22 protein-coding genes are annotated in these 19709 nt (G+C 77.8%); 9 read left to right on the forward strand and 13 right to left on the reverse strand.

Features of this window, described 5'->3' with window-relative positions; all coding sequences use genetic code 11:
• Nucleotides 1-206: 206 nt before the first annotated feature.
• Both ACRYMN_RS00090 and ACRYMN_RS00095 read left to right on the forward strand, forming a co-directional pair.
• Nucleotides 207-1631: a glucose-6-phosphate dehydrogenase gene (locus ACRYMN_RS00090; protein WP_432490799.1), complete on the forward strand. Its 1425-nt coding sequence runs from the start codon at nt 207-209 to the stop codon at nt 1629-1631.
• Complete coding sequence (locus ACRYMN_RS00095; RefSeq protein WP_432490800.1) at nt 1616-2140, forward strand: GNAT family N-acetyltransferase; 525 nt, start codon at nt 1616-1618, stop codon at nt 2138-2140. The genes ACRYMN_RS00090 and ACRYMN_RS00095 overlap by 16 nt, the downstream gene beginning before the upstream one ends.
• Nucleotides 2141-2184: 44 nt before the next feature.
• On the opposite strand, the gene ACRYMN_RS00100 is transcribed toward ACRYMN_RS00095, so the two are convergent.
• The 6 genes from ACRYMN_RS00100 to hisN form a co-directional block, all read right to left on the reverse strand.
• A complete protein-coding gene (locus ACRYMN_RS00100) occupies nt 2185-2586 on the reverse strand; it encodes an HNH endonuclease (protein ID WP_432490801.1) in 402 nt (133 codons plus the stop codon).
• A gap of 23 nt (nt 2587-2609) precedes the next feature.
• Nucleotides 2610-3140, reverse strand: a complete 531-nt coding sequence (locus ACRYMN_RS00105) for a hypothetical protein (RefSeq protein WP_432490802.1) — start codon at nt 3138-3140, stop codon at nt 2610-2612.
• A 97-nt stretch (nt 3141-3237) separates the two neighbouring features.
• Nucleotides 3238-3903 (reverse strand): SemiSWEET family transporter, encoded by a 666-nt coding sequence (locus ACRYMN_RS00110; protein ID WP_432490803.1) that lies wholly within the window; start codon nt 3901-3903, stop codon nt 3238-3240.
• A gap of 123 nt (nt 3904-4026) precedes the next feature.
• On the reverse strand, nt 4027-5298 hold the full coding sequence (locus ACRYMN_RS00115; protein ID WP_432490804.1) for a mechanosensitive ion channel family protein: 1272 nt from the start codon (nt 5296-5298) through the stop codon (nt 4027-4029).
• A gap of 95 nt (nt 5299-5393) precedes the next feature.
• On the reverse strand, nt 5394-6179 hold the full coding sequence (locus ACRYMN_RS00120; protein WP_432490805.1) for a CPBP family intramembrane glutamic endopeptidase: 786 nt from the start codon (nt 6177-6179) through the stop codon (nt 5394-5396).
• Nucleotides 6176-7087 (reverse strand): histidinol-phosphatase, encoded by a 912-nt coding sequence (gene hisN / locus ACRYMN_RS00125; protein ID WP_432490806.1) that lies wholly within the window; start codon nt 7085-7087, stop codon nt 6176-6178. The genes ACRYMN_RS00120 and hisN overlap by 4 nt, the downstream gene beginning before the upstream one ends.
• A 102-nt stretch (nt 7088-7189) precedes the next feature.
• Here hisN and ACRYMN_RS00130 point away from each other — a divergent pair, with 102 nt between their 5' ends.
• Nucleotides 7190-7885 carry a vitamin K epoxide reductase family protein gene (locus ACRYMN_RS00130; RefSeq protein ID WP_432490807.1) on the forward strand — a complete coding sequence of 232 codons (696 nt, stop codon included), beginning with the start codon at nt 7190-7192 and terminating at the stop codon, nt 7883-7885.
• Nucleotides 7886-7891: 6 nt separating this feature from the next.
• Here the strand turns inward: ACRYMN_RS00130 and rsgA are convergent, their stop codons facing one another.
• From rsgA to ACRYMN_RS00145, 3 genes are all read right to left on the reverse strand, one after another.
• The gene (gene rsgA / locus ACRYMN_RS00135) at nt 7892-8962 is read right to left on the reverse strand and encodes a ribosome small subunit-dependent GTPase A (protein ID WP_432490808.1); all 1071 of its coding nucleotides are present in this window, start codon (nt 8960-8962) and stop codon (nt 7892-7894) included.
• Nucleotides 8963-8976: 14 nt separating this feature from the next.
• A complete protein-coding gene (gene aroA / locus ACRYMN_RS00140) occupies nt 8977-10323 on the reverse strand; it encodes a 3-phosphoshikimate 1-carboxyvinyltransferase (protein WP_432490809.1) in 1347 nt (448 codons plus the stop codon).
• A 119-nt stretch (nt 10324-10442) separates the two neighbouring features.
• Nucleotides 10443-10973, reverse strand: coding sequence for a DoxX family protein (locus ACRYMN_RS00145; RefSeq protein ID WP_432490810.1), 531 nt, complete (start codon nt 10971-10973; stop codon nt 10443-10445).
• 131 nt (nt 10974-11104) lie between these two features.
• On the opposite strand from ACRYMN_RS00145, the gene ACRYMN_RS00150 reads away from it, so the two are divergent.
• From ACRYMN_RS00150 to rsrA, 3 genes are all read left to right on the forward strand, one after another.
• On the forward strand, nt 11105-11803 hold the full coding sequence (locus ACRYMN_RS00150; RefSeq protein WP_432490811.1) for an SOS response-associated peptidase family protein: 699 nt from the start codon (nt 11105-11107) through the stop codon (nt 11801-11803).
• Between the two features lie 120 nt (nt 11804-11923).
• Nucleotides 11924-12688, forward strand: a complete 765-nt coding sequence (locus ACRYMN_RS00155; protein WP_432490812.1) for a sigma-70 family RNA polymerase sigma factor — start codon at nt 11924-11926, stop codon at nt 12686-12688.
• Entirely contained in the window at nt 12685-12972 is a 288-nt protein-coding gene (gene rsrA, locus ACRYMN_RS00160) for a mycothiol system anti-sigma-R factor (protein ID WP_432490813.1), read from the forward strand. The genes ACRYMN_RS00155 and rsrA overlap by 4 nt, the downstream gene beginning before the upstream one ends.
• Before the next feature lie 78 nt (nt 12973-13050).
• Here the strand turns inward: rsrA and ACRYMN_RS00165 are convergent, their stop codons facing one another.
• Nucleotides 13051-13125, reverse strand: a complete 75-nt coding sequence (locus ACRYMN_RS00165) for a 50S ribosomal protein bL37 (RefSeq protein WP_099052597.1) — start codon at nt 13123-13125, stop codon at nt 13051-13053.
• Nucleotides 13126-13224: 99 nt separating this feature from the next.
• Here ACRYMN_RS00165 and ACRYMN_RS00170 point away from each other — a divergent pair, with 99 nt between their 5' ends.
• Nucleotides 13225-14355 carry a type IV pilus twitching motility protein PilT gene (locus tag ACRYMN_RS00170; RefSeq protein WP_432490910.1) on the forward strand — a complete coding sequence of 377 codons (1131 nt, stop codon included), beginning with the start codon at nt 13225-13227 and terminating at the stop codon, nt 14353-14355.
• A 52-nt stretch (nt 14356-14407) separates the two neighbouring features.
• Here ACRYMN_RS00170 and ACRYMN_RS00175 read toward each other — a convergent pair whose 3' ends face one another.
• Nucleotides 14408-15208 (reverse strand): maleylpyruvate isomerase family mycothiol-dependent enzyme, encoded by an 801-nt coding sequence (locus ACRYMN_RS00175; RefSeq protein ID WP_432490814.1) that lies wholly within the window; start codon nt 15206-15208, stop codon nt 14408-14410.
• Nucleotides 15202-15480 carry a hypothetical protein gene (locus ACRYMN_RS00180; RefSeq protein ID WP_432490815.1) on the reverse strand — a complete coding sequence of 93 codons (279 nt, stop codon included), beginning with the start codon at nt 15478-15480 and terminating at the stop codon, nt 15202-15204. Before ACRYMN_RS00180 ends, ACRYMN_RS00175 begins: the two co-directional genes overlap by 7 nt.
• 101 nt (nt 15481-15581) lie before the next feature.
• Here ACRYMN_RS00180 and ACRYMN_RS00185 point away from each other — a divergent pair, with 101 nt between their 5' ends.
• Together ACRYMN_RS00185 and ACRYMN_RS00190 are read left to right on the forward strand one after the other, a co-directional pair.
• On the forward strand, nt 15582-16601 hold the full coding sequence (locus ACRYMN_RS00185; protein ID WP_432490816.1) for a GlxA family transcriptional regulator: 1020 nt from the start codon (nt 15582-15584) through the stop codon (nt 16599-16601).
• Nucleotides 16598-17503 carry a YihY/virulence factor BrkB family protein gene (locus ACRYMN_RS00190; protein ID WP_432490817.1) on the forward strand — a complete coding sequence of 302 codons (906 nt, stop codon included), beginning with the start codon at nt 16598-16600 and terminating at the stop codon, nt 17501-17503. Before ACRYMN_RS00185 ends, ACRYMN_RS00190 begins: the two co-directional genes overlap by 4 nt.
• A 43-nt stretch (nt 17504-17546) precedes the next feature.
• Here ACRYMN_RS00190 and ACRYMN_RS00195 read toward each other — a convergent pair whose 3' ends face one another.
• Nucleotides 17547-19658, reverse strand: a complete 2112-nt coding sequence (locus ACRYMN_RS00195; protein ID WP_432490818.1) for a methyl-accepting chemotaxis protein — start codon at nt 19656-19658, stop codon at nt 17547-17549.
• Nucleotides 19659-19709: the final 51 nt, after the last annotated feature.

Consider the following 19709-nt stretch of genomic DNA (forward strand, 5'->3'; position numbering starts at 1 on the left):
TCGAGGGGAGCGCCCCGGCTGGCGGGCCCCCTCGACGAGGCGGCCACCGGGACGTGGGAGCGTCAGGCGACCGCCGACACCCACCACCACGCGCCGCGCGGCGCGCGCGGGCCCGGGCGCACGGCGGTCGTCGTGGTGGTCACGGGCCGCACCCTACTCCGCACCGGCGCGCGCCGGGCGATCGCGAGGCAATACCGTCTAGCACCGTGACCGATGCAGCCCAGTCCCCCCGGGACGACAAGCCCACGGTGTTCGTCATGTTCGGCGCGACGGGCGACCTCTCGCGCCGGCTGGTGATGCCGGCGTTCTTCCAGCTCGCCAAGCTCGGCCTGCTGCCGCCGCAGTGGCGCCTGGTGGGCAGCAGCCGCGGCGAGATGTCGCACGAGGACTTCCGCGGCTTCATCCGCGAGGCGCTGGAGGAGTTCGGCCCGCAGCCCTCCGAGGGCCCGTGGGACGACTTCGCCGAGCACCTGCTCTTCGCCAGCGGCGGCTTCAGCGCCGAGGACCCCGGCGCCCTGCCCGCCGTCCTGGCCGAGGCCCACGAGCAGCTGGGCACCGGGGACGTGCAGCTCGTGCACTACCTGGCGATCCCGCCGGGCGCGTTCCTGGCCACCACGAAGGCGTTCGACGCGCACGGCCTGGCGGCCGGCTCCCGCGTCGTCTACGAGAAGCCCTACGGCACCTCGCTGGACACCTTCGAGGAGCTCGACGCGGAGGTGCAGCGCGTCTTCGACGAGGAGCAGGTCTACCGCATCGACCACTTCCTCGCCTTCGAGGCGGCGCAAGACCTCATCCACGCCCGCCTGGCGAACCCCTGGCTGGCGGCGCTGTGGAGCCGCGAGCACGTCGCGCAGGTGCAGGTCGACATCGCCGAGACCCTCGACGTCGCCCAGCGCGCGAGCTTCTACGACGCCACCGGCGCCTTCCTGGACATGATCGTCACCCACCTGTTCCAGCTGGCCGCCACCGTGGCCATGGAGCCGCCGGCGGACCTGCGCCCGGAGACGGTGCAGGCGGCCCGCGACGCCGCGGTGCAGCGCTTCCGCGCGATGGGCCCGCAGGACGTCGTGCTCGGCCAGTTCGAGGGCTACCTCGACATCGACGGCGTGCCCGAGGGCTCGAGCACCGACACGCTGGCCGCGGCGCGGCTGTGGGTGGACACCGAGCGCTGGGAGGGCGTGCCGTTCCTGCTGCGCAGCGGCAAGAAGATGGCCGCCGACGAGCAGCGCATCACCCTGGTGCTCAAGCCCCCGGCCACCGGGCCCTACGCCGGCGACGCCGCCGGGGAGCCGGCCGTGGTGAGCTTCTCCCTGCTCGAGGGCGGCTCGCTGGACGTGCGCGCCACGGTGCGCCGCCCGGGCGTGGAGGGCGGGGCCGTGCAGGGCACCGCGAGCCTGGCGCTGGACCGCTTCGAGGGCACCGAGCCCGCGCTGCCGTACGCCCACCTGATCCACCACGTCCTCACCGGCGACCGCTCGCTGTTCACCGGCGTCGAGGGCCTGCGCGCCGCCTGGCGCACGATCGAGCCGTTCTCGCAGGACCGCCCGGCCGTGCTGCCGTACGCCGAGGGCACCTGGGGCCCGGCCGAGGTGGACCGCCTCGCCGAGCCGGGCCGGTGGTTCCTGCGCTGAGCACCACCGGGCCGGGCGCGGCGCCACCGGTGGTGCTGCGCCCGGCCCGTCCGCAGGACGCCGGCGAGCTGCTCACCGTCCAGCGCGCCGCGTTCGTCGCCGAGGCGCAGCGCTACGGCGACCCGCTGCTGCCGCCGCTGCGCGAGGACCTCGCCTCCGTCGCCGCCGCGGTCGAGGACCCGGCCACGGTGGTGCTGGTGGCCGTGCTGGCGCGCCCCGGGGGCGGGGAGCGCCTCGTCGGCGCGGTGCGCCTGCGCGTGGACGGCGCGCGCGGGCACGTCGGGCGCCTGTGCGTGGCCCCGGACCAGCAGGGCCGCGGCACCGGCACGGCGCTGCTCGCGGCCGTCGAGGCCGCCGCCCCGGCGGCGGTGCGCGAGTTCGCGCTGTTCACCGGCGGGGGCTCGGCGGCCACCCTCGCGCGCTACGAGCGCGCCGGGTACGTGCGCGCGAGCACCGGCGTGGACGACCGCGGCGTCGAGCTGGTGCACCTGGTCAAGCCGCGCGGCTGAGCCGGGGGCGCCGGAGCGGGCGCGGGCGGGGTCGCGGGGCCCGGTCAGGCGGCGTCGGAGAGCCGGCGCGCCCGGCGCAGCTGCGCCTGCACGTACGGGCGCGCCCGCCGCTGCCCGCCGCGCTCGGCGATGGCCGCGTCCAGCTCCTCCAGGCGCCGGCGCAGCCACGCCGGGTCGGCCGGCCAGCCGCGCCGGCGGCACTCCAGCAGCCAGTCCACCGGCGAGGCGTGCCCGCGCTGGCCGTTGCAGCGCCGGCAGGCGGCCGCCTCGTTCTCCAGCCACGACGGGCCGCCCTTGACGCGCGGCACCAGGTGGTCGGTGGTCGGGTGCACGAGGCGGTCCAGCTCGCGCCCGCACCACACGCACCGCGGGCCGTCGCGCGCCACCGCCAGCTCCAGGCGGTCGGTGCGCGCGAGCTGCCGGCCGGCGGGCTCGTGCTCGGCCACCGGCCGGCTCCCGCGCGCGCGCCTCAGACGGTCCGGTCCTGCTCGCCGAGCTCCCGGGCCCCCCGGTCCTGGGTGGGCAGGGGCTCCTGGGCCGGCGGCTCGTGCGCGGGTGGCTCGTGCACGGGGGGCTCGTGCGCGGTCGAGGGCTCGTGCGCGGTCGGCTCCTGCGCGGTCAGGGGCTCGTGCGCGGGCAGGAGCACCTCGGCCACCCGCCACGCCTCGGACCGGCTCAGGTGCAGGCCCATCTCGCGGTGCGTGCCCAGCCCGGAGTAGATCACCACGCCGGACAGGTCCGGCTCGGAGCCGTCGTCCTCGATGACGCTCAGGCACAGCCACGGCTTCACGCCGGGGCGGAAGTGCGCCAGGCGCATCGCCGGCAGGCTGCGCTCGCCGGTCAGGTAGGGCACCAGCAGCCGCACGTAGTCGATGTCGTACGTCTCGGTGCGCCCCTCGGCGCGCAGGACGACGTCCCTGCCCCTGACGGTCACGGACTCGGCGGCGGTGGCCCCTCGTTGCACGAGGTCCATACCAGTGCACGCGCGCTCCGCGTGCACGCCGAACGGCGTGTCAGGTGCACGCCCGACGTCGTGTCAGGGCCCTGCCGGGCGGCGCGCCGCCCCCGGCCCGGGACCGCTGCGCACCCGCGCCGGCTCAGGCGGCCAGCGCCACCACGGGCCGCACGAGCAGCCGGCCGGGCCCGCCGAGGCGCCCGGCGTGCAGCGAGCGCACCACGTGGCGCGGCGGGCAGCGCCGGGCCAGGACCACGCCGGCGAGCACGGCGGAGGCGGCCGAGCACACCACGACCGAGGGCTGCGCGGTCAGCGCGCCGTAGGCGGTCCACAGCACCGCCGAGAGCTGGGTGAGCACGAAGGTGCCCGGCGCCAGGCCCGCCAGCGAGCCGCGGCCCAGGGCGGTGCGCACCTGCGGCAGCATGCGCACCAGCGAGACGACGGTGGCCAGGACGCCCACCAGGGCGGCGCCGCCGGCCAGGTGGGCGCCCACCCCCAGGGGCACCCAGGCCGCCGCGGCCGCGCCCGCGCGCCGCAGCGGCACGCCCAGGCGGCGCCCGGCCAGCACGACGGTGACCACCGCGCACGCCAGGCCGGGGGCGTTGGCCAGCACCTGCGCGGGGTCCAGCAGCAGCAGCCCGTACGCCAGCCACGTGCCCGACGCCAGCGCCCCCAGCACCGAGGAGGAGAACGACAGGCCGCTGGCGTCGCCGCTGCGCAGCAGCCGGACGATCTGCGGCACGCCGGTGGCGATGCCGACGGCGGCGGCCGCCAGGCCGAGGGAGGGGATCAGGACGTCGAGAGGCACGTGCCTGTTCTTCGTCGGGCGAACCACCTCCCCTTGACCGCGCACACAGGTCCTCCACGACGTGACCCGCGTCACGCGCTCCGGCTCCCGCGCGGACCCGCCGCCCGGGACCGGGCGGTGGACTCAGCGGCGCGCGCTGCTGCGGCCCCGGCGCACGCCGTCGAGGCCGTGCCGGAAGGGGTGCGCGCCCAGCCGTCCGGCGGCGCGGGCGCCGACCCGCTCGGAGGGCGGCGGCTCGATCGCCGCCTCCTGCTCGGCGCGCTCGGCGCGCTCGCGCTCGGCCCGGCGCGCCGCCTCGGCGTCCTGGGCCGCGTCGGCGGCGGCGTGCTCGGCGTCCTCGACCGCCTGGCCCACCCGCACCCGCGGCAGCGCCTCGGGGTGCTCGCGCTGCAGCCAGCCCACGAGCTCCTCGCGCACCGCGCAGCGCAGGTCGTACAGCGACCCGCTGGAGTCCGCGCTCACCAGCACGCGGAACGTCACGAACGAGCCGCGCGCCTCGGTCACCTGCAGGGCGAAGACCTGCCCGTTCCACAGGGGGTGCTCGGCGGTGAAGCGCTCGGCGTGCTCGCGCACGCGCTGCACCGGCACCCGCCAGTCCACGTCCAGCTCGACGGTGCCGGTGATGTCGGCGGAGTTGCGCGTCCAGTTCTCGAACGGCGTGCTCGTGAAGTACGTCGAGGGCAGGATCAGCCGGCGGCGGTCCCACAGGCGCACCACGACGTACGTCAGCGTGATGTCCTCGACGTTGCCGAACTCGCCCTGCACCACCACGGCGTCGTCCACGCGCAGGCCGTCGGTGAAGGCGATCTGCAGGCCCGCGAAGACGTTCGCCAGCGAGGTCTGCGCGGCCAGGCCCGCCACCACCGACAGCAGGCCCGCCGAGGCCAGCACGCTCGTGCCCACCGCCCGCGCGCCCGGGATGGTCAGCAGCATCGAGGCGGCGGCCACCACGACGACGGCCGCGACGAACAGCCGCTTCAGCAGCGCGACCTGCGTGCGCCGCTGGCGCGCGCGCCGGTTGTCCTCCACGTCGATGGGGTAGCGGCTGAGCACCACGTCCTGCACGACGTTGGCGGCCACCACCGCCAGCCAGGCCACGAACGCCACCGTGGCCGTCTTCAGCGCGAAGAACGTCGGCGCCCGCCAGTCCGCCGGGCCGGTGTAGATGTCCAGGGAGACCTGCACGGCGACGATGGCCAGCAGCCCGGCGAAGGGCCGGCGCGCGCGCCGGGCCAGCGAGACGGGGATGTCGTGGCGGCGCGCCAGCCGGCGCACCCCCAGGGCCACCAGCTCGCTGAGCAGGACGGCCACGACGGCGGAGGCGGCGGCGACGGCGAGCGTGAGCCACACGGAGCGGCTGACGAACGGCAGGGCGGTGCTGAGCTCGGAGGGCACGGCAGGCGGCTCCCGGGGTGCGGGGACGGTGGACGTCGGCGTCCGTCGGACCGCTCCACGGTAGGCGACGGCGCCGGGCGCGGCGGTCGGGGTGCTCAGGCGGGCAGCCAGCCCACCCGCCCCACCAGCGCCGCGTAGCCGACGAAGGCCACCACGTCGATGGCCGTGTGCGCGACGACGAGGGGCATCGCCCGGCCCCAGCGCCGGTACACCCAGCCCAGCACGAGGCCCATCGCCACGTTGCCCACGAACCCGCCCAGGCCCTGGTACAGGTGGTACGAGCCGCGCAGCAGCGCGCTGACCGCCAGCGAGGGCACCGGCCGCACCCCCAGCTGCGCCAGGCGGTGCAGCAGGTACCCGGCCACCAGCACCTCCTCCAGCAGCCCGTTCTGCGCCGCCGCCAGCACCGAGACCGGCACCGCCCACCACGTGTCGGGCAGCGTCGAGGCGGCCACGTTCGTGTTGAAGCCCGCCGCGCGCGAGCCCAGGTACAGCGCCAGCCCGCACCCGCCGATCAGCGCGGCCAGGCCCAGCCCGCCCAGCAGGTCCCGGCCCGGCCGGCGCCCGTCCACGCCCAGCGTGCGCAGCGACTCCCCGCCGCGCGCCAGCAGGTACGCCACCAGCAGCACCGGCGCCAGCCCCGAGGCGATCGAGACCAGCTGCAGCGCCAGGTCCAGCCACGGCCGCTGCGGGGCGAAGCTGCCCAGCACCGTGGACGTCTGCGCGTTTAGCGCCTGCGGCGCGGTGAGCAGCCCGACGAAGCGCACCAGGGCGCGCACCCCGCTCATCCCCAGGGAGACGGCGAAGACCGCGACGAGCTCCCAGACGAGCAGCCGGCGCTCGCGCGGGTCGCTCACCACCGCCGGCGCGGGCGCCCTCACGGCGCCGGCGGCTGCTCGGCGGCCGGCGCGCCCGCCGCGCTCGGGGTGACCGGGGTGACCGGGGTGGCCGGGCTGCTCGCGGTCGCCCCGGTGCCCAGGTGCGCCAGGGCGGCGGCGTGCAGGTGCCCGTTGGTGGCCACCGCGTCGCCGCCGTGCGGGCCGTCGACCCCGGCGCGGGAGGTGAAGCGCCCGCCGGCCTCGGTGACCACCGGCACCAGCGCGGCCATGTCGTGCAGCGCCAGCTCCGGCTCGGCGGCGACGTCCACCGCGCCCTCGGCCAGCAGCATGTAGGACCAGAAGTCGCCGTAGCCGCGGGTGCGCCACACCGCGCGCGTCAGCGCCAGGAAGCCGTCCAGCGCGCCGCGCTCCTCCCAGCCGCCCAGCGAGGAGTACGCGAAGGAGGCGTCGGCCAGGTCGCTGACGCCGCTGACCGAGATGCGGGTGGCCGTCGCCAGGCTGCGCCCGGTCCAGGCGCCCGAGCCGGTCGCCGCCCACCAGCGCCGCTGCAGCGCCGGGGCGGAGACCAGCCCGACCACCGGCTCGCCGTCGTCGAGCAGCGCGATGAGCGTGGCCCACACCGGCACCCCGCGCACGAAGTTCTTCGTGCCGTCGATGGGGTCGACCACCCACTGCCGCTGCCCGTGCCCGACCAGGCCGAACTCCTCGCCGAGCACCGCGTCGCGCGGGCGGGTGCGCTTGAGCTGGGCGCGGACGAGCTCCTCGGCGGTGCGGTCGGCGTCGGTGACCGGCGTGAGGTCCGGCTTGGTCTCCACGGCCAGGTCCAGCGCCCGGAAGCGGTCCATCGTCACGCCGTCGACCTGGTCGGCGATCACGTGCGCCAGGCGCAGGTCGTCGTCGTAGCGCCGGCGGGCCGGCGGGGCGGCGGGGGAGGGCTGGGCGGCGGGCACGGCGCGAACCTACCTCCCCGCCCCGGGCGTCCAGCCGGCTCCCAGGTGCGCCGAGGATGCTGTCGGGCGCCGCGCAGCGGCGGCGCGAGCGGAGGAGGGGCGATGGCGGGGACCACCGCGGCACGGCCGCACGGCGACGACCGCGCGCACGACGGCGAGCCGGGCGGGCGGCCGGGCGGGCGGCCGCGCCAGGAGCACCTGTCGGAGCTGCCGGTGCGCCCGCGCGCCCGCGGGCTGCTGCTGGCCCTGGGCGGCGCGCTCGGGCTGCTGGCCGCCGTCGTCCTGACCGTCGAGCGCTTCCGCCTGGCCACCGAACCCGGCTACCGGCCCAGCTGCAGCATCAGCCCGCTCGTCTCCTGCCAGAGCGTCATGGAGAGCTGGCAGGCCTCCCTGTTCGGCTTCCCCAACCCGATCATCGGCATCGGCGCCTTCAGCGTCTGCACGACGCTGGGGGTGCTGCTGCTGTCCGGCACGGCGCTGCCGCGCTGGGTCGAGCGCGGCTTCCTCGCCGGCACGGCGCTGGCCGCGGTCTTCGTCGGCTGGCTGATCGCCTCGGCGCTGTACTCCATCGGCGCGCTGTGCCCGTACTGCGCGGTGGTGTGGGTGGTGGTGGTCGCCCTGTTCTGGGTGTGCCTGGCCGACGGCCTGGACCGCGGCCTGGTGCCGGTGCCGCGCGCGCTGCGGGGCGCGGCGCGCGCGGTCGTGGACTACCGGGCGCTGCTCGTGGTGCTGACCCTGGCCGCGGTCGCGGCCCTGGTCGCGGTGCGGTTCTGGAGCTACTGGGTGACGCTGCTGTAGGAGCGGCTACTGCTCGCGCTCGCGGCCCCGGTGCCGCTCGCGCTCGTCGTCGCGCTCCTCGCCGCGGCGCGCGGCCAGCAGGCGGCGGAAGGACTCCAGGCGCGCGGGCCCGGCCGCGCCCGCGCGCCCCTCGGCGACCCAGGCGTCCAGGGCGCAGTCCGGCTCGTCGTGGGTGCACCCGCGCGGGCAGCCCTCCTCGCCCGGCAGCAGGTCCGGGAAGGCGCTGAGCACCGCCTCGGGGTCCACGTGCGCCAGCCCGAAGGAGCGCACGCCGGGGGTGTCGACCACCCAGCCCTGCCCGTCCGGCAGCGCCAGGGCCGCCATGGAGGTGGAGGTGTGCCGGCCGCGGCCGGTGACGGCGTTGACGTGGCCGGTGGCGCGCCCAGCGTCGGGCACCAGCGCGTTGACCAGCGTGGACTTGCCCACCCCGGAGTGCCCCACGAGCACGCTGGTGCGCCCGCGCAGCCGCTCGCGCACGTCGTCCAGGCCCAGCAGCTCCCCGTCCGGGCCGCGGGAGGTGACCACCGCGTCCAGGCCCAGCGGCGCCCAGGTGCGCAGCACCTCCTCGGCCGGGCGCAGGTCGCCCTTGGTCAGGCACAGCAGCGGGCGCATGCCGGCCACGTACGCCGCCACCAGGCAGCGGTCGACCATGCGCGCGCGCGGCTCGGGGTCGGCCACGGCGGTGACCACGACGAGCTGGTCGGCGTTGGCGACGACCACCCGCTCGACCGGGTCGGTGTCGTCGGCGGTGCGCCGCAGCACCGTGCGGCGCTCGTCGATGCGCACGATGCGCGCCAGGGTGTCGGTGCGCCCGGAGGTGTCGCCCACCAGGCCCACCCGGTCGCCCACCACCACGCCGGTGCGGCCCAGCTCGCGCGCGCGCATCGCGGTGACCGTGCGCTCGCGGTCGGTGCCGGGCTCGACCAGGCACGTGGAGCGGCCGCGGTCGACGACCACCACGAGCGCGGGCACCGCGTCGGCGTGCGCGGGGCGCTCCTTGGTGCGCGGGCGCGAGCCGCGCGGGTTGGGGCGCACCCGCACGTCGTCCTCGTCGTAGCGGCGACGGCGCTCGCTCACGGCAGCCCCACGGCTCACTCGCCCCGCAGCATGGCCGCCCACATGCCGGGGAAGTCCGGCAGCGTCTTGCCCGTGGTGGCGACGTCCTCGACGAGCACGCCGTCGACCGCCAGGCCGATCAGCGCGCCGGCGGTGGCCATGCGGTGGTCGGCGTAGGTGCGGAAGACCCCGCCGTGCAGGGGGCGCGGGCGCACGAGCAGCCCGTCCCGCGTCTCCTCCGCGTCCCCGCCCAGGGCGTTGAGCTCGCTGGCCAGCGCCGCGAGGCGGTCGGTCTCGTGACCGCGCAGGTGCGCGATGCCGCGCAGCCGCGTCGGGGTGCTCGCCAGCGCCGCCAGGGCGGCGATCACGGGGGCCAGCTCGCCGGCCTCGTGCAGGTCCAGGTCCAGCCCGTACAGCTCGCCGCTGCCGCGCACCACCAGGCCCTCGCGCTCCAGGGAGACCTCCGCGCCCATCTGGTCCAGCACGTCACGCAGCAGGTCGCCGGCCTGGGTGGTGGCCTGCGGCCAGCCCGGCACGCGCACCCGCCCGCCGGCCACGGCCGCCGCCGCCAGGAACGGCCCGGCGTTGGACAGGTCCGGCTCGACCTGCACGTCCAGGGCGTTGACCTCGCCCGGCTCGACCGCCCAGCGGCCCGGCACCGAGTCGTCGACGACCACGCCGGCGTCGCGCAGCACCTCCACGGTCATGCGCACGTGCGGGGCGCTGGGCAGCTCCGGGCCCTCGTGCACGACCTCCAGCCCCTCGCGGCAGCGCGCGCCCACCAGCAGCAGCGCGGAGACGAACTGGCTGGAGCCGGAGGCGTCGATGCGCACCCGCCCGCCGCGCAGGCCGCCGGCGGGGCCGCGCACGCTGAACGGCAGCAGGCCGCGCCCGCCGTCCTCGACGACGGCCCCGAGCTGGCGCAGCCCGTCGAGCACGGCGCCCATGGGCCGCTCGCGGGCGCGCGGGTCGCCGTCGAACTCCACCGGCTCGGCCGCCAGCGCCGCCACCGGCGGCAGGAAGCGCATGACGGTGCCGGCCAGGCCGCACTCCACGCGCGTGCCGCCGGTGATCCGCCCGGGGCGCACCAGGCGGTCGCCGGGCTCCAGGCCCTCCACCCCGGAGCCCTCGAGCACCTCGGCGCCCAGGGCCCGCAGGCCGTCGGCCATGAGGGCGGTGTCGCGCGAGAGCAGCGGGGCGCGCAGCAGCGAGGGGCGCTCGGCCAGCGCGGCGACCACGAGGTAGCGGTTGGTCAGCGACTTCGACCCCGGCACGTGGACCACGGCGTCCAGCGGGCCGCTCGCGCGCGGCGCCGGCCACAGCTCGGGCGCGGGCCCGTCCGGTCGTGAGGGGGGGACGGCGTCGGCGGTGCTCGGGCTCACCCGCGCATCCTCGCAGCAACCCGCGCGCGCCTCGACCCCCGGCACGCCCCGGCCCGCGGGGCCGGGGCCGCCCAGGGCCCGGGCGCGGCGCTCGTGCTCAGCAGCGGCCCGCGCGCGGCTCAGGCGGCCCGGGCGGCCGCGAGCTTGATGTCCTTGCGGCCCGACTCCGCCGCGTGCGCGGCCTCGCGGGCGGCCAGCGCCGCCAGGCGCTTGGCGTCGCGCCCGGCCCGCCCGGCGCGCCAGACCACGCCCGGCTTGCCGGCGGTGTCCACGGCCGCGAGCAGCGCCGCGCCCAGCAGCGCCACGTCCTTGAGGAAGTCCCCGAGGACCTCCGAGCGCACGCTGCGGTCCTTCTCCGTCCAGAACGGGTGCGCCACGTACGCGGTGGGGGCCGCCGTGGTCGCCAGGACCGCGGCGGACAGCCGCGGCGCGCGGCCCAGGCCGAACAGGACGCCCGCGGCGGCCATCGCGGCGCCGTTCAGGCGCACCAGCAGCACCGGGTCCTGCGGCAGGCGCAGCGGACCGGCGATCCGCTCGGTCAGCGGCTCGGCGGCCGGCGCCAGGTCGGCGGCGCCGCGCACCTGGTCGATGCCGGTCTTGACGAAGACCGCGGCGAGCATCGGTCGGGCCACACGTCGCACCAGAGTCATGGGAGTTGCCTACCGCACCGGCGGCCCGTGCGCACCCGCCGGGACCCGCCGGGACCCGCCGGGGACCCGCCGGGCCCTGGCCCGGCCCCGTGCACCGGGGTGCGTCGGGACCGCGTGCCAGGGTGTGCGGCGTGTGCGGTCGGTACGCCCTGCGGCGGGACGTGGACGAGCTGGTGGCGCTCCTCGAGGTCGAGGAGGTCGCCCTGGACGGCGGCGGCGGTGCGGGCGGCGCCGGCGGTGCGCCGGGCGGCGCCGCGGCGGCCGCCCTCGCCCTGGCGGCCGAGCCCGGCGCGGCGGCACCGGTGGTGCTCGAGCGCTTCCGCCCCGGTGAGCCGGACGCGCCGCCCAGCCGCTCGCTGCGCACGCTGCGCTGGGGCCTGGTGCCCGCCGGGGCGCCGGACGCCTCCGGCGGCGCGGCGTGCGCGCCGGCCGCGGCGCTGCTGCGCGACGCGGCCCTGGCGCCCTCGGCGCTGGCCCGCCGCTGCCTGGTGCCGGCCGACGCCTGGTCCGCGCCGCCGGGCGGCGCGGACGGGCGGCTGGCGGCTGAGGACGGCTCGGTGCTGGCGCTGGCCGGCGTCTACGACCTCTGGCGCGACCCCGCCTCGCCGCCCGGCGGCCCGGCCCGCTGGCTGGCCAGCTTCGCGGTGGTCACCGCCGCGCCCGGCCGCGGCGCGGCCCCGGGCCCGCTGCCGCTGGCGGTGCCGCGCGACCTGCGCGACGCGTGGCTCGACCCCACCCTGGACGAGGCCGAGGACGTCGCCGCGCTGCTCCAGGCCGTGCCGCTGGACCGCTCCGGGCCCGCGCTGAGCACCGGCCCCGGCGGGCGCTAGCGGCGCGGCGCGCCGGGACACGCCGGGACGCGCCGGGACGCGCCGGGGCGCGCCGGCACCCCCGGGGGGCGCCCTCGGGCGCGTCGGAATGGGGCCGCCGGCGGGGGCGTTGGAACGGTCATGCTGGTGGCTGACAAGACCGGTGCCCGCACCGCGTCCCGCCCCGCCGCGGGGCCCCCGGGCCGGCGCGACGAGCGGCGCCCCGCGCGCGCGGCGGGCGCCCTGAGCGCCCGGCGCGGCGAGGGCCTAGGCTCGGGACCGATGACCGAACAGACCTCGAGGGCACCCTCGGAGGAGAGCGCCGACGAGCGCGCGGCGCGCTTCGAGCGCGACGCGCTGCCCTTCCTCGACCAGCTCTACTCCGCGGCGCTGCGCATGACGCGCAACCCGGCCGACGCCGAGGACCTCGTCCAGGACGCCTTCGCCAAGGCGTACGGGGCCTTCCACCAGTACCAGCCGGGCACGAACCTCAAGGCCTGGCTGTACCGGATCCTCACCAACACGTACATCAACACCTACCGCAAGAAGCAGCGCGAGCCCCAGCAGTCGCACGCCGACGAGATCGAGGACTGGCAGCTGGCGCGCGCGGAGTCGCACACCTCCTCGGGCCTGCGCTCGGCGGAGACCGAGGCCCTGGACCACATGGCCGACTCCGACGTCAAGCGCGCCCTGCAGCAGGTGCCCGAGGACTTCCGCATGGCGGTCTACCTCGCCGACGTGGAGGGCTTCGCCTACAAGGAGATCGCGGAGATCATGGGCACGCCCATCGGGACCGTGATGTCGCGGCTGCACCGCGGCCGGCGGCTGCTGCGCGAGCTGCTGCGCGACTACGCGGTCGACCGCGGCGTGTCCGGTGCCGCCGCGCGCGAGAAGGAGGCGTCGTGAGCGGGCAGCAGGAGCAGGAGCGCACGGGCTCCGGGCAGCTGAAGCAGGAGTGCCGCGAGGTGCTCGAGCGGGCCTTCGAGTACCTCGACGGCGAGATGGCCGAGCTGGACTGCGAGCGGCTGAAGGCGCACCTCGTCGAGTGCGCCGGCTGCGTGCAGCAGCTCGCCGAGGACGAGCAGCTCAAGCGGGCGATCCGCGACGGCTGCCCCTGCGAGACCGCGCCCACCCAGCTGCGCGCGCGCATCCTCGTGCAGATCACGGAGGTCGGCGCCACGGTGCGCTGAGCCGGTGCCCGCCCTCGGGCCCGGACGACGAGGGGCCCCGGTCCGCGCGGTCCGGGGCCCCTCGTGCTGCGCACCCGCTCAGGCGTTGGGGCGCTTGCCGTGGTTCGCGGCGTTGCCCTTGCGCGAGCGGCGCTTGCGGCCTCGCTTGCTCACGAGCTGCTCCTCCCTGTCGAGATCTCCGGCGACCATCGTCCCACGGGGTGAGGGGTGCTCAAGCTCGCACCCCGCGCGCCCGATGCCTGCCGGGTGACGATCGCGCAGACCTCGCCGGCGCCCGGGCAGCGCCACGGGCGGGACGGTGCCGAGGACCTCATCACGCCCTACCTGCGGGCGCTGGTGGAGCTGCGCGGCTCCGACCTGCACTGCAAGGCCGGCTCCCCGCCGCGCGTGCGCATCGACGGCCGGCTGCGCCAGCTGCAGGCGCCGGCCCTGACGGCGGACGACACCGAGGAGATGCTGCGGCAGATCCTGCGCCCGGACCTCGTGGAGGAGTTCGCCCGCACGCACGAGGCGGACTTCGCGCACAGCCTGCCCGGCGGCGGGGGGCGCTTCCGCGTCAACGCCTTCCGCCAGCGCGGCGCGGTGGGCCTGGTGCTGCGCCGCGTGGCGGCCAAGGCGGTGCCGCTGGCGGGGCTGGGCGTGCCGCCGGTGCTGGAGCAGCTGGCCCTGGAGCACCGCGGCCTGCTGCTGGTGACCGGCCCGACCGGCTCGGGCAAGACCACGACCCTGGCCGGGATGATCGACCACATCAACTCCGTGCGCGAGAGCCACGTGGTCACCATTGAGGACCCCATCGAGATCCTGCACGAGGACAACCGCTCGATCGTCAGCCAGCGCGAGGTGCGCCTGGACACCGCGGACTTCACCACCGCGCTGCGCGCGGCCATGCGCCAGGACCCCGACGTCATCCTCGTGGGGGAGATGCGCGACACCGAGACCGTCAAGGCGGCCCTGTCGGCGGCCGAGACCGGCCACTTCGTGATGTCCACCCTGCACACCATCGACGCGGCCGAGACCGTCTCGCGCATCATCGACTTCTTCCCCCCGCACGAGCAGAAGCAGGTGCGCCTGGCGCTGGCCGGCTCGCTGCGCGGCATCGTGTGCCAGCGCCTGGTGCCGCGCGCGGACGGGCGCGGCCGCTGCGTCGTGATGGAGGTGTGCGTGAACACCGGGCGCATCGCCGACGCCATCGCCGACCCGGACAAGACGCACCACATCACCGACCTGATCCGCGAGGGCGGCTTCTACCAGATGCAGACCTTCGACCAGCACCTCGTGGCGCTGGTGCGCGACGGCGTCGTCGCGCTGGAGGACGCCCAGCAGGCGGCGACGAGCCCGCACGACCTCGGCGTGGAGCTGCGCCGCCTGGGCCTGCTGGCCTGAGCCGCCCGCGCGGGCGCCGCTCCCACGGGCGCCGCGGCGGCCGGTGAGCGGCTCAGGGCGTCAGCGCAGCGCCCAGCAGCGCCGCGGCCGCCGCCCGGTCGCCCGTCACCCGCAGGCGCGGGTCGTCCGGTCCGGTGCGCCGCCACAGCAGGCGGGCCAGCACCTGCGCGGGGCCGGCGACCTCCGCCACCACGCGCCGCGGCTCGCCCAGCACCCAGCGCCGCCGCGGCGCCAGCAGCAGCACCCCGGCGGCCGGTGCGGGCACCCGGCCCAGGCGCACCTGCCGCGGCAGCAGGGCCTCGACGACCTCGGCCACGCAGTCGGCGGCCACCGCCTCGGCGTCCCCCGCCTCGACGTCCACCGCCTCGACGTCCACGGGGTCGGTGTCCGCCGGGTCGGCGGTGCCCGGCGGGCCCAGGGCGTCCTGCAGGTCCCAGCGGTGCACGAGGGTCTCGTGCAGCTGCCGGCGCGACCAGTCCGCGACGACGCCGCGGCCGTGCAGGGTGCGGCAGGGCGTCGCCGGCGGCACCGCCAGCGCCCGCCGGAGCTCGGCGGCGGCCGCGGCGTAGGCGGCCGCCGGGTCGGCGGCGCCCGGGTCGGCGGCGCCCGCGTCGGTGGCGCCCGGCCCACCGCGCTCGGGCGGCAGCGGGCCGGCGGGGGAGCGGCGGGTGCTCGCCGCGGCCCACCGGTGCACCGCGGTCAGGTGCGCGGCCAGATCCCCCACCGACCAGGCGGGGCAGCCGGGCACGCGCGCGCCGAGGGCGCCGCGCTCGCCGGCGGCGGTGAGCAGCCGCGCGAACCGCTCCTGCTCCCGGGCCAGCGCGCGGCGGTGCCCCTCCGGCCCGTTCAGCACCGCGGGGCCGCGCCGGCCGCCCCGGCCGGGTGCGCGCCCCCGCGGTGGAGCTGCCGGGCGTGGCGGGGCTGCCGGGCGCGGCGGGGTTCCCGGGCGCGCTGGGGTTCCCGGGCGCGGCGGCGCGACGGGCGGTCCGGGCGGGGGGAGGCGTCGAAGGAGCCGGCGGTCCAGCCGCCGGCGGCGCGGGAGTCCGCCCCGAAGAACCAGGCCAGCGGGCCCAGCAGCGGCGGCACGAGGAGGACGGCGATCCAGAACCAGTCGGGAGTGGTCACGTCCTCGAGGGTGCTCGCGCCCGCCCCGGCCGCCCAGTGGCAGTCCTGCCGATGTTCGCCGCCATCCTGCCAACCCGGCCGGACGCTGGCACACTGCCCGTGTGACCCCCCTGCGCTCGGTCGCCGTGGTCGTCGGCGAGGGCTTCGCGGCCTTCGAGTCCGCCATCCCCTGCGAGGTCTTCGGCATCGACCGCACCGACGACGGCGTGCCCGCCTTCGACTTCGCCGTCTGCTCGCCCGGCGGGCGGCCGGTGCGCTCCGCGCAGGGCTTCACCCTGACCCCCGACCACGGCCTCGAGCGCCTCGACGAGGCCGACCTGGTCGTGGTGGGGCCCGCGCCCGGGCTGCGCGGGCCGGGCGCGCAGGTCCTGGTGCCGCACCTGGACGCCGCGCTGGCGCGCGGCGCCACCGTGGCCAGCCTGTGCAGCGGCGCGTTCACCCTCGCCGCCGGCGGCTACCTCGACGGCCGCCGCGCCACCACGCACCACCGCTACGCGGCCGAGCTGGCGCGCGCGTTCCCCGCCGTGCAGGTCGTCCCCGACGTCCTCTACGTGCAGGACGGGCCGATCGCCACCAGCGCCGGCACCGCCGCCGGCATCGACCTGTGCCTGCACCTGGTGCGCGAGCACCACGGCAGCGCCGTGGCCGCCGCGATCGCCCGGCGCATGGTCGTGCCCCCGCACCGCGACGGGGGGCAGGCGCAGTACGTCGAGGCGCCGGTGCGCCCGTGCGCCGACGAGTCCCTGCAGCGGGCCCTGGTGTGGGCCGCCGCCCACCTGGACGAGGAGCTCGACGTGGCCCGCTGGGCCCGCGCGGCGGCGATGTCCCCGCGCACCTTCGCGCGCCGCTTCCGCGCCGAGACCGGCGTGACCCCGCACCGCTGGCTGCTCGAGCAGCGCGTCGGCGCCGCCCGGCTGCTGCTGGAGGAGGGCGACGAGGGCGTCGACGAGGTCGCCCGCCGCTGCGGCTTCTCCTCCGCGGCGATGCTGCGCCAGCACTTCCTGCGCCTGGTGGGCACCACCCCCACCGCCTACCGCCGCGCCTACCGCGGCGCGCGCACCCCCGTGGGCACCCCGCTGACCCTGCCCGCCGCCCGCACCCCCGTCGCGGCGGGCGCGTGAACCGCCCGCACGGCCGCCTGGCGCGGCTGAACGCGCTGCTGGGCGACGTGCGCACCCGCCTACACGGGCACGACCTCTTCCTCGTCTCCGCGGGCGTGACGTTCTACGCGGCGATCGCCCTGGTGCCCTCGCTGGTGGTCTCCGTGCGCCTGCTGGCGCTGCTGCTGGGCCCCGAGCGCGTGGTCGAGCTGGGCGACGCGGTGGCGGAGGCGCTGCCCACCGCCCAGCGCGCCGGGCAGGTCGTCGGCGACCTGGTGCGCACCGCCGTGCAGGTCGGCTGGAGCGCGGTGCTCTTCGCGCTGGTGCCGGCCACCGTCTACGGCGAGGGCCTGCGCCGCGGCTTCAGCCGCGTCAGCGCCCGCTACCCCGACCCGCCGCCGCCGCCGGTGCGCGGGCGCGTCGGCGCCTGGGGGGTGCGGCTGCGCGCGGCGCCGCTGCTGCTGCTGGCGCCGGTGGGCTTCCTGGCGGTGCTGGAGGTGGCCCCGTTCCTGGTGCGCTGGTTCGGCGCCGGCCTGCCCGGCGCCGCGCTGGCCGTCTACGTGGCCCTGACCCTGGACTGGCTCGTCATCTCCCCGGTGCTGGTCTACGTCTACCGGGTGCTCGGGCCGGTGCGCACCGGCTGGCGGGCGAGCCTGTGGGGCGCCTACTGCACCGGGGCGTTCATCTCCGGCTTCCTGCAGGGCTTCGTGCTCTTCCTGGCCATCCCCGTCGACCTCGGCTCGCCGTTCGGCGGCTACACGCAGGTCGGCGGGGCGGTCGCGGTGTGCCTGTGGCTGTGGGTGCTCACAGCGCTGACCGTGTACGGCTACGCCTTCACCCTGGAGCTGCAGAGCCGCTTCCACCCGCCGGTGCCGGGCGGGCGGGGGGCGGTGCGCGCCGTGCACGGCCCGGTGCGCGGCTGAGCGCCGCCCCGGGCCGTGCCCGGGGCGGCGCCCAGCCGGCGGCTCAGAGCCTGAACTGGCGCGTCGCCGCCTCCAGGTCCGCGGCGACCTGGCCGAGCTCGGAGACCGCCGAGCGCACCGAGCCGACCTGCGCGGCCGTGCCCGAGACCGAGCCGGCCGCCTCCGACAGCGCCCCGGCGATGCCGCCGGAGCTGGCCGCGGCGCTGTGCAGCGTCGCGCCGATCGAGGTGGTCGTGGCCAGCTGCTGCGCCACCGCCGAGGCGATCGTGGCCTGCTGGGCGTCGATGTGGGCGATGGTGCGCGAGATGGAGTCGATGTCCGAGCGCACCGCGGCCGCCTCGGCCTGCACGGCCGTGAGCGTGGGGGCGATCTCCTCGGTGGCCTGCGCGGTCTGGCGGGCCAGCTCCTTGACCTCCTCGGCCACCACGGCGAAGCCGGCGCCGGCCTCGCCGGCGCGCGCGGCCTCGATGGTGGCGTTCAGCGCCAGCAGGTTCGTCTGCCCGGCGATGGCGGTGATGGTGCGCAGCACGTCGGCGATCTGCTGCGAGGAGCCGCCCAGGCGCTCGACGGTGCCGGTGGCGGCGTGCGCCAGCTGCACCGCCTCGCCGGCCACCACGGTGACCGTGCTGGTGGTCGACGAGACCTCGTCGGCGGCCGCGCGCAGCTGCTCGACGGCGTCGGCCACGTCGCGCACGCCCTCGGAGACGCCGCCGGCGTCGCCGGCGACCTGCTCGATCTGCGCGGCGGTGCTGCCGGCGGTGCCGGCCAGCTGGGCGCTGGCGCCCTCCAGCACGCTCGCGGTGCCCGTCAGGCGCTGCGCGCCGCGGCTCATCGCGGTCACCGCCTCGCGCACGCCGGTCACCGCGTCGCGCAGCGCCCGGTTCGCCTCGCCGAGCTCGTCGGCGCGCTCGTCGGCGTCGACGGCCACCGACAGGTCGCGGTCGGCCAGCCGGCGCAGGACGCCGGTCAGGCGGGTGATGCGCCCCACGAGGGTGCGCGCCAGCGCGGCGATGAGCAGGCCCAGCACGACGGCCACGCCCAGCCCGGCCAGGGCGGTGTCGCGCACCAGGTCGGTGCGCCCGGCCGCGATGCGGTCGGTGACCGCGGAGGTGTCCGCCTCGGGCAGCCAGCTGGTGACGACCCAGTCGTAGGCGCCGTAGCGCGAGACGCCCACGGTCTGCGGCCCGGAGGGCAGCTCGACGGTCGTGGTGGTGAACCCGCCGTCGGGCAGCTCGGCGGCCAGCGCGAGCAGGCGCTCGACGTAGGGCTCGCCGTCGGCGTCGCGCGCGGCGAGCATGTCGTCGCCGTCGGCGGCCCCGTCGGGGGCGACCACGGCGCGCCCGCGGGAGGCGGCGGCGCTGGAGAAGACGGCGTACTGCCCGGTGCGGCCCACGGTGGCCTCGGCCAGGCGCGCGCGCAGGTCGGCGGTGACGTCCGCCTGCGGCAGCCCGACGAACACCGCCCCGGCCACGCGGCCGTCGACGAGCAGCGGCTCGTAGACGGTGACGTACTGCTGGTCCACCACCGTGGCGGTGCCGTGGTAGGTCTCGCCGGCCAGCAGCGAGGCCACCACCGGGTTGGGGCTGCCGTCGTCCTTGGCGGCGGGGATGTAGGTGCCGATGGCCCGCTTCCCGCTGGTGCCCACCACGGTGGTCGCCACGCGCAGCATGTCCCCGGACTCGTTCAGGCGCTGGAAGACGGTGACGGCCGCGCCGGTCAGGCGGGCGACCTCGTCCACGCCGGGCACGGCGGTGGCCGGGTCGCTCTGCTGGCCCAGCCAGGTCTCGCCGAAGCGCAGCTGCGGCAGCACGACCTGGCCGGCCTCCTTGGTGACCTGGTTCGTCGCCGTCCAGGTCGCCGAGCCCTCCAGGCGCGGCGCGCCCAGGGACAGCAGCCGCTGGTCGACCACGCGCAGGTCGCCGTCCAGTTGCGCCTGCACGGAGGCGGACTGCGTGGCCACGGTGGTCATCACCTGCCCGCCGGCGTCGCGCAGGGACTGCTCGGACAGCGCGCGCACGTCGCGGGAGGTGTCCTCGGCCAGGTCGCCGACCTGCCAGGCGGTCAGGCCGCTGAGCAGGCCGGCGGTGACGACGACGGCCCCGACGCCGGGGACCAGGAGCTGCGAGCGCAGGGAGCGCGGACGGGAGGAGGCCACGCCACCCCATCGGCAGCCGCGGGCGCGACCTTCACCCCCGGTGCGCAGCCG

This window comes from Kineococcus gypseus (assembly GCF_050871305.1).
GTDB classification, from domain to species: Bacteria; Actinomycetota; Actinomycetes; order Actinomycetales; family Kineococcaceae; genus Kineococcus; species Kineococcus gypseus.

Excerpts from the sequence above, each read along its gene's own strand:
- ACRYMN_RS00145 (WP_432490810.1), bottom strand. The coding sequence starts at position 10,973 with ATGACTCTGGTGCGACGTGTGGCCCGACCGATGCTCGCCGCGGTCTTC.
- ACRYMN_RS00130 (WP_432490807.1), top strand. The coding sequence starts at position 7,190 with ATGGCGGGGACCACCGCGGCACGGCCGCACGGCGACGACCGCGCGCAC.
- ACRYMN_RS00155 (WP_432490812.1), top strand. The coding sequence starts at position 11,924 with ATGCTGGTGGCTGACAAGACCGGTGCCCGCACCGCGTCCCGCCCCGCC.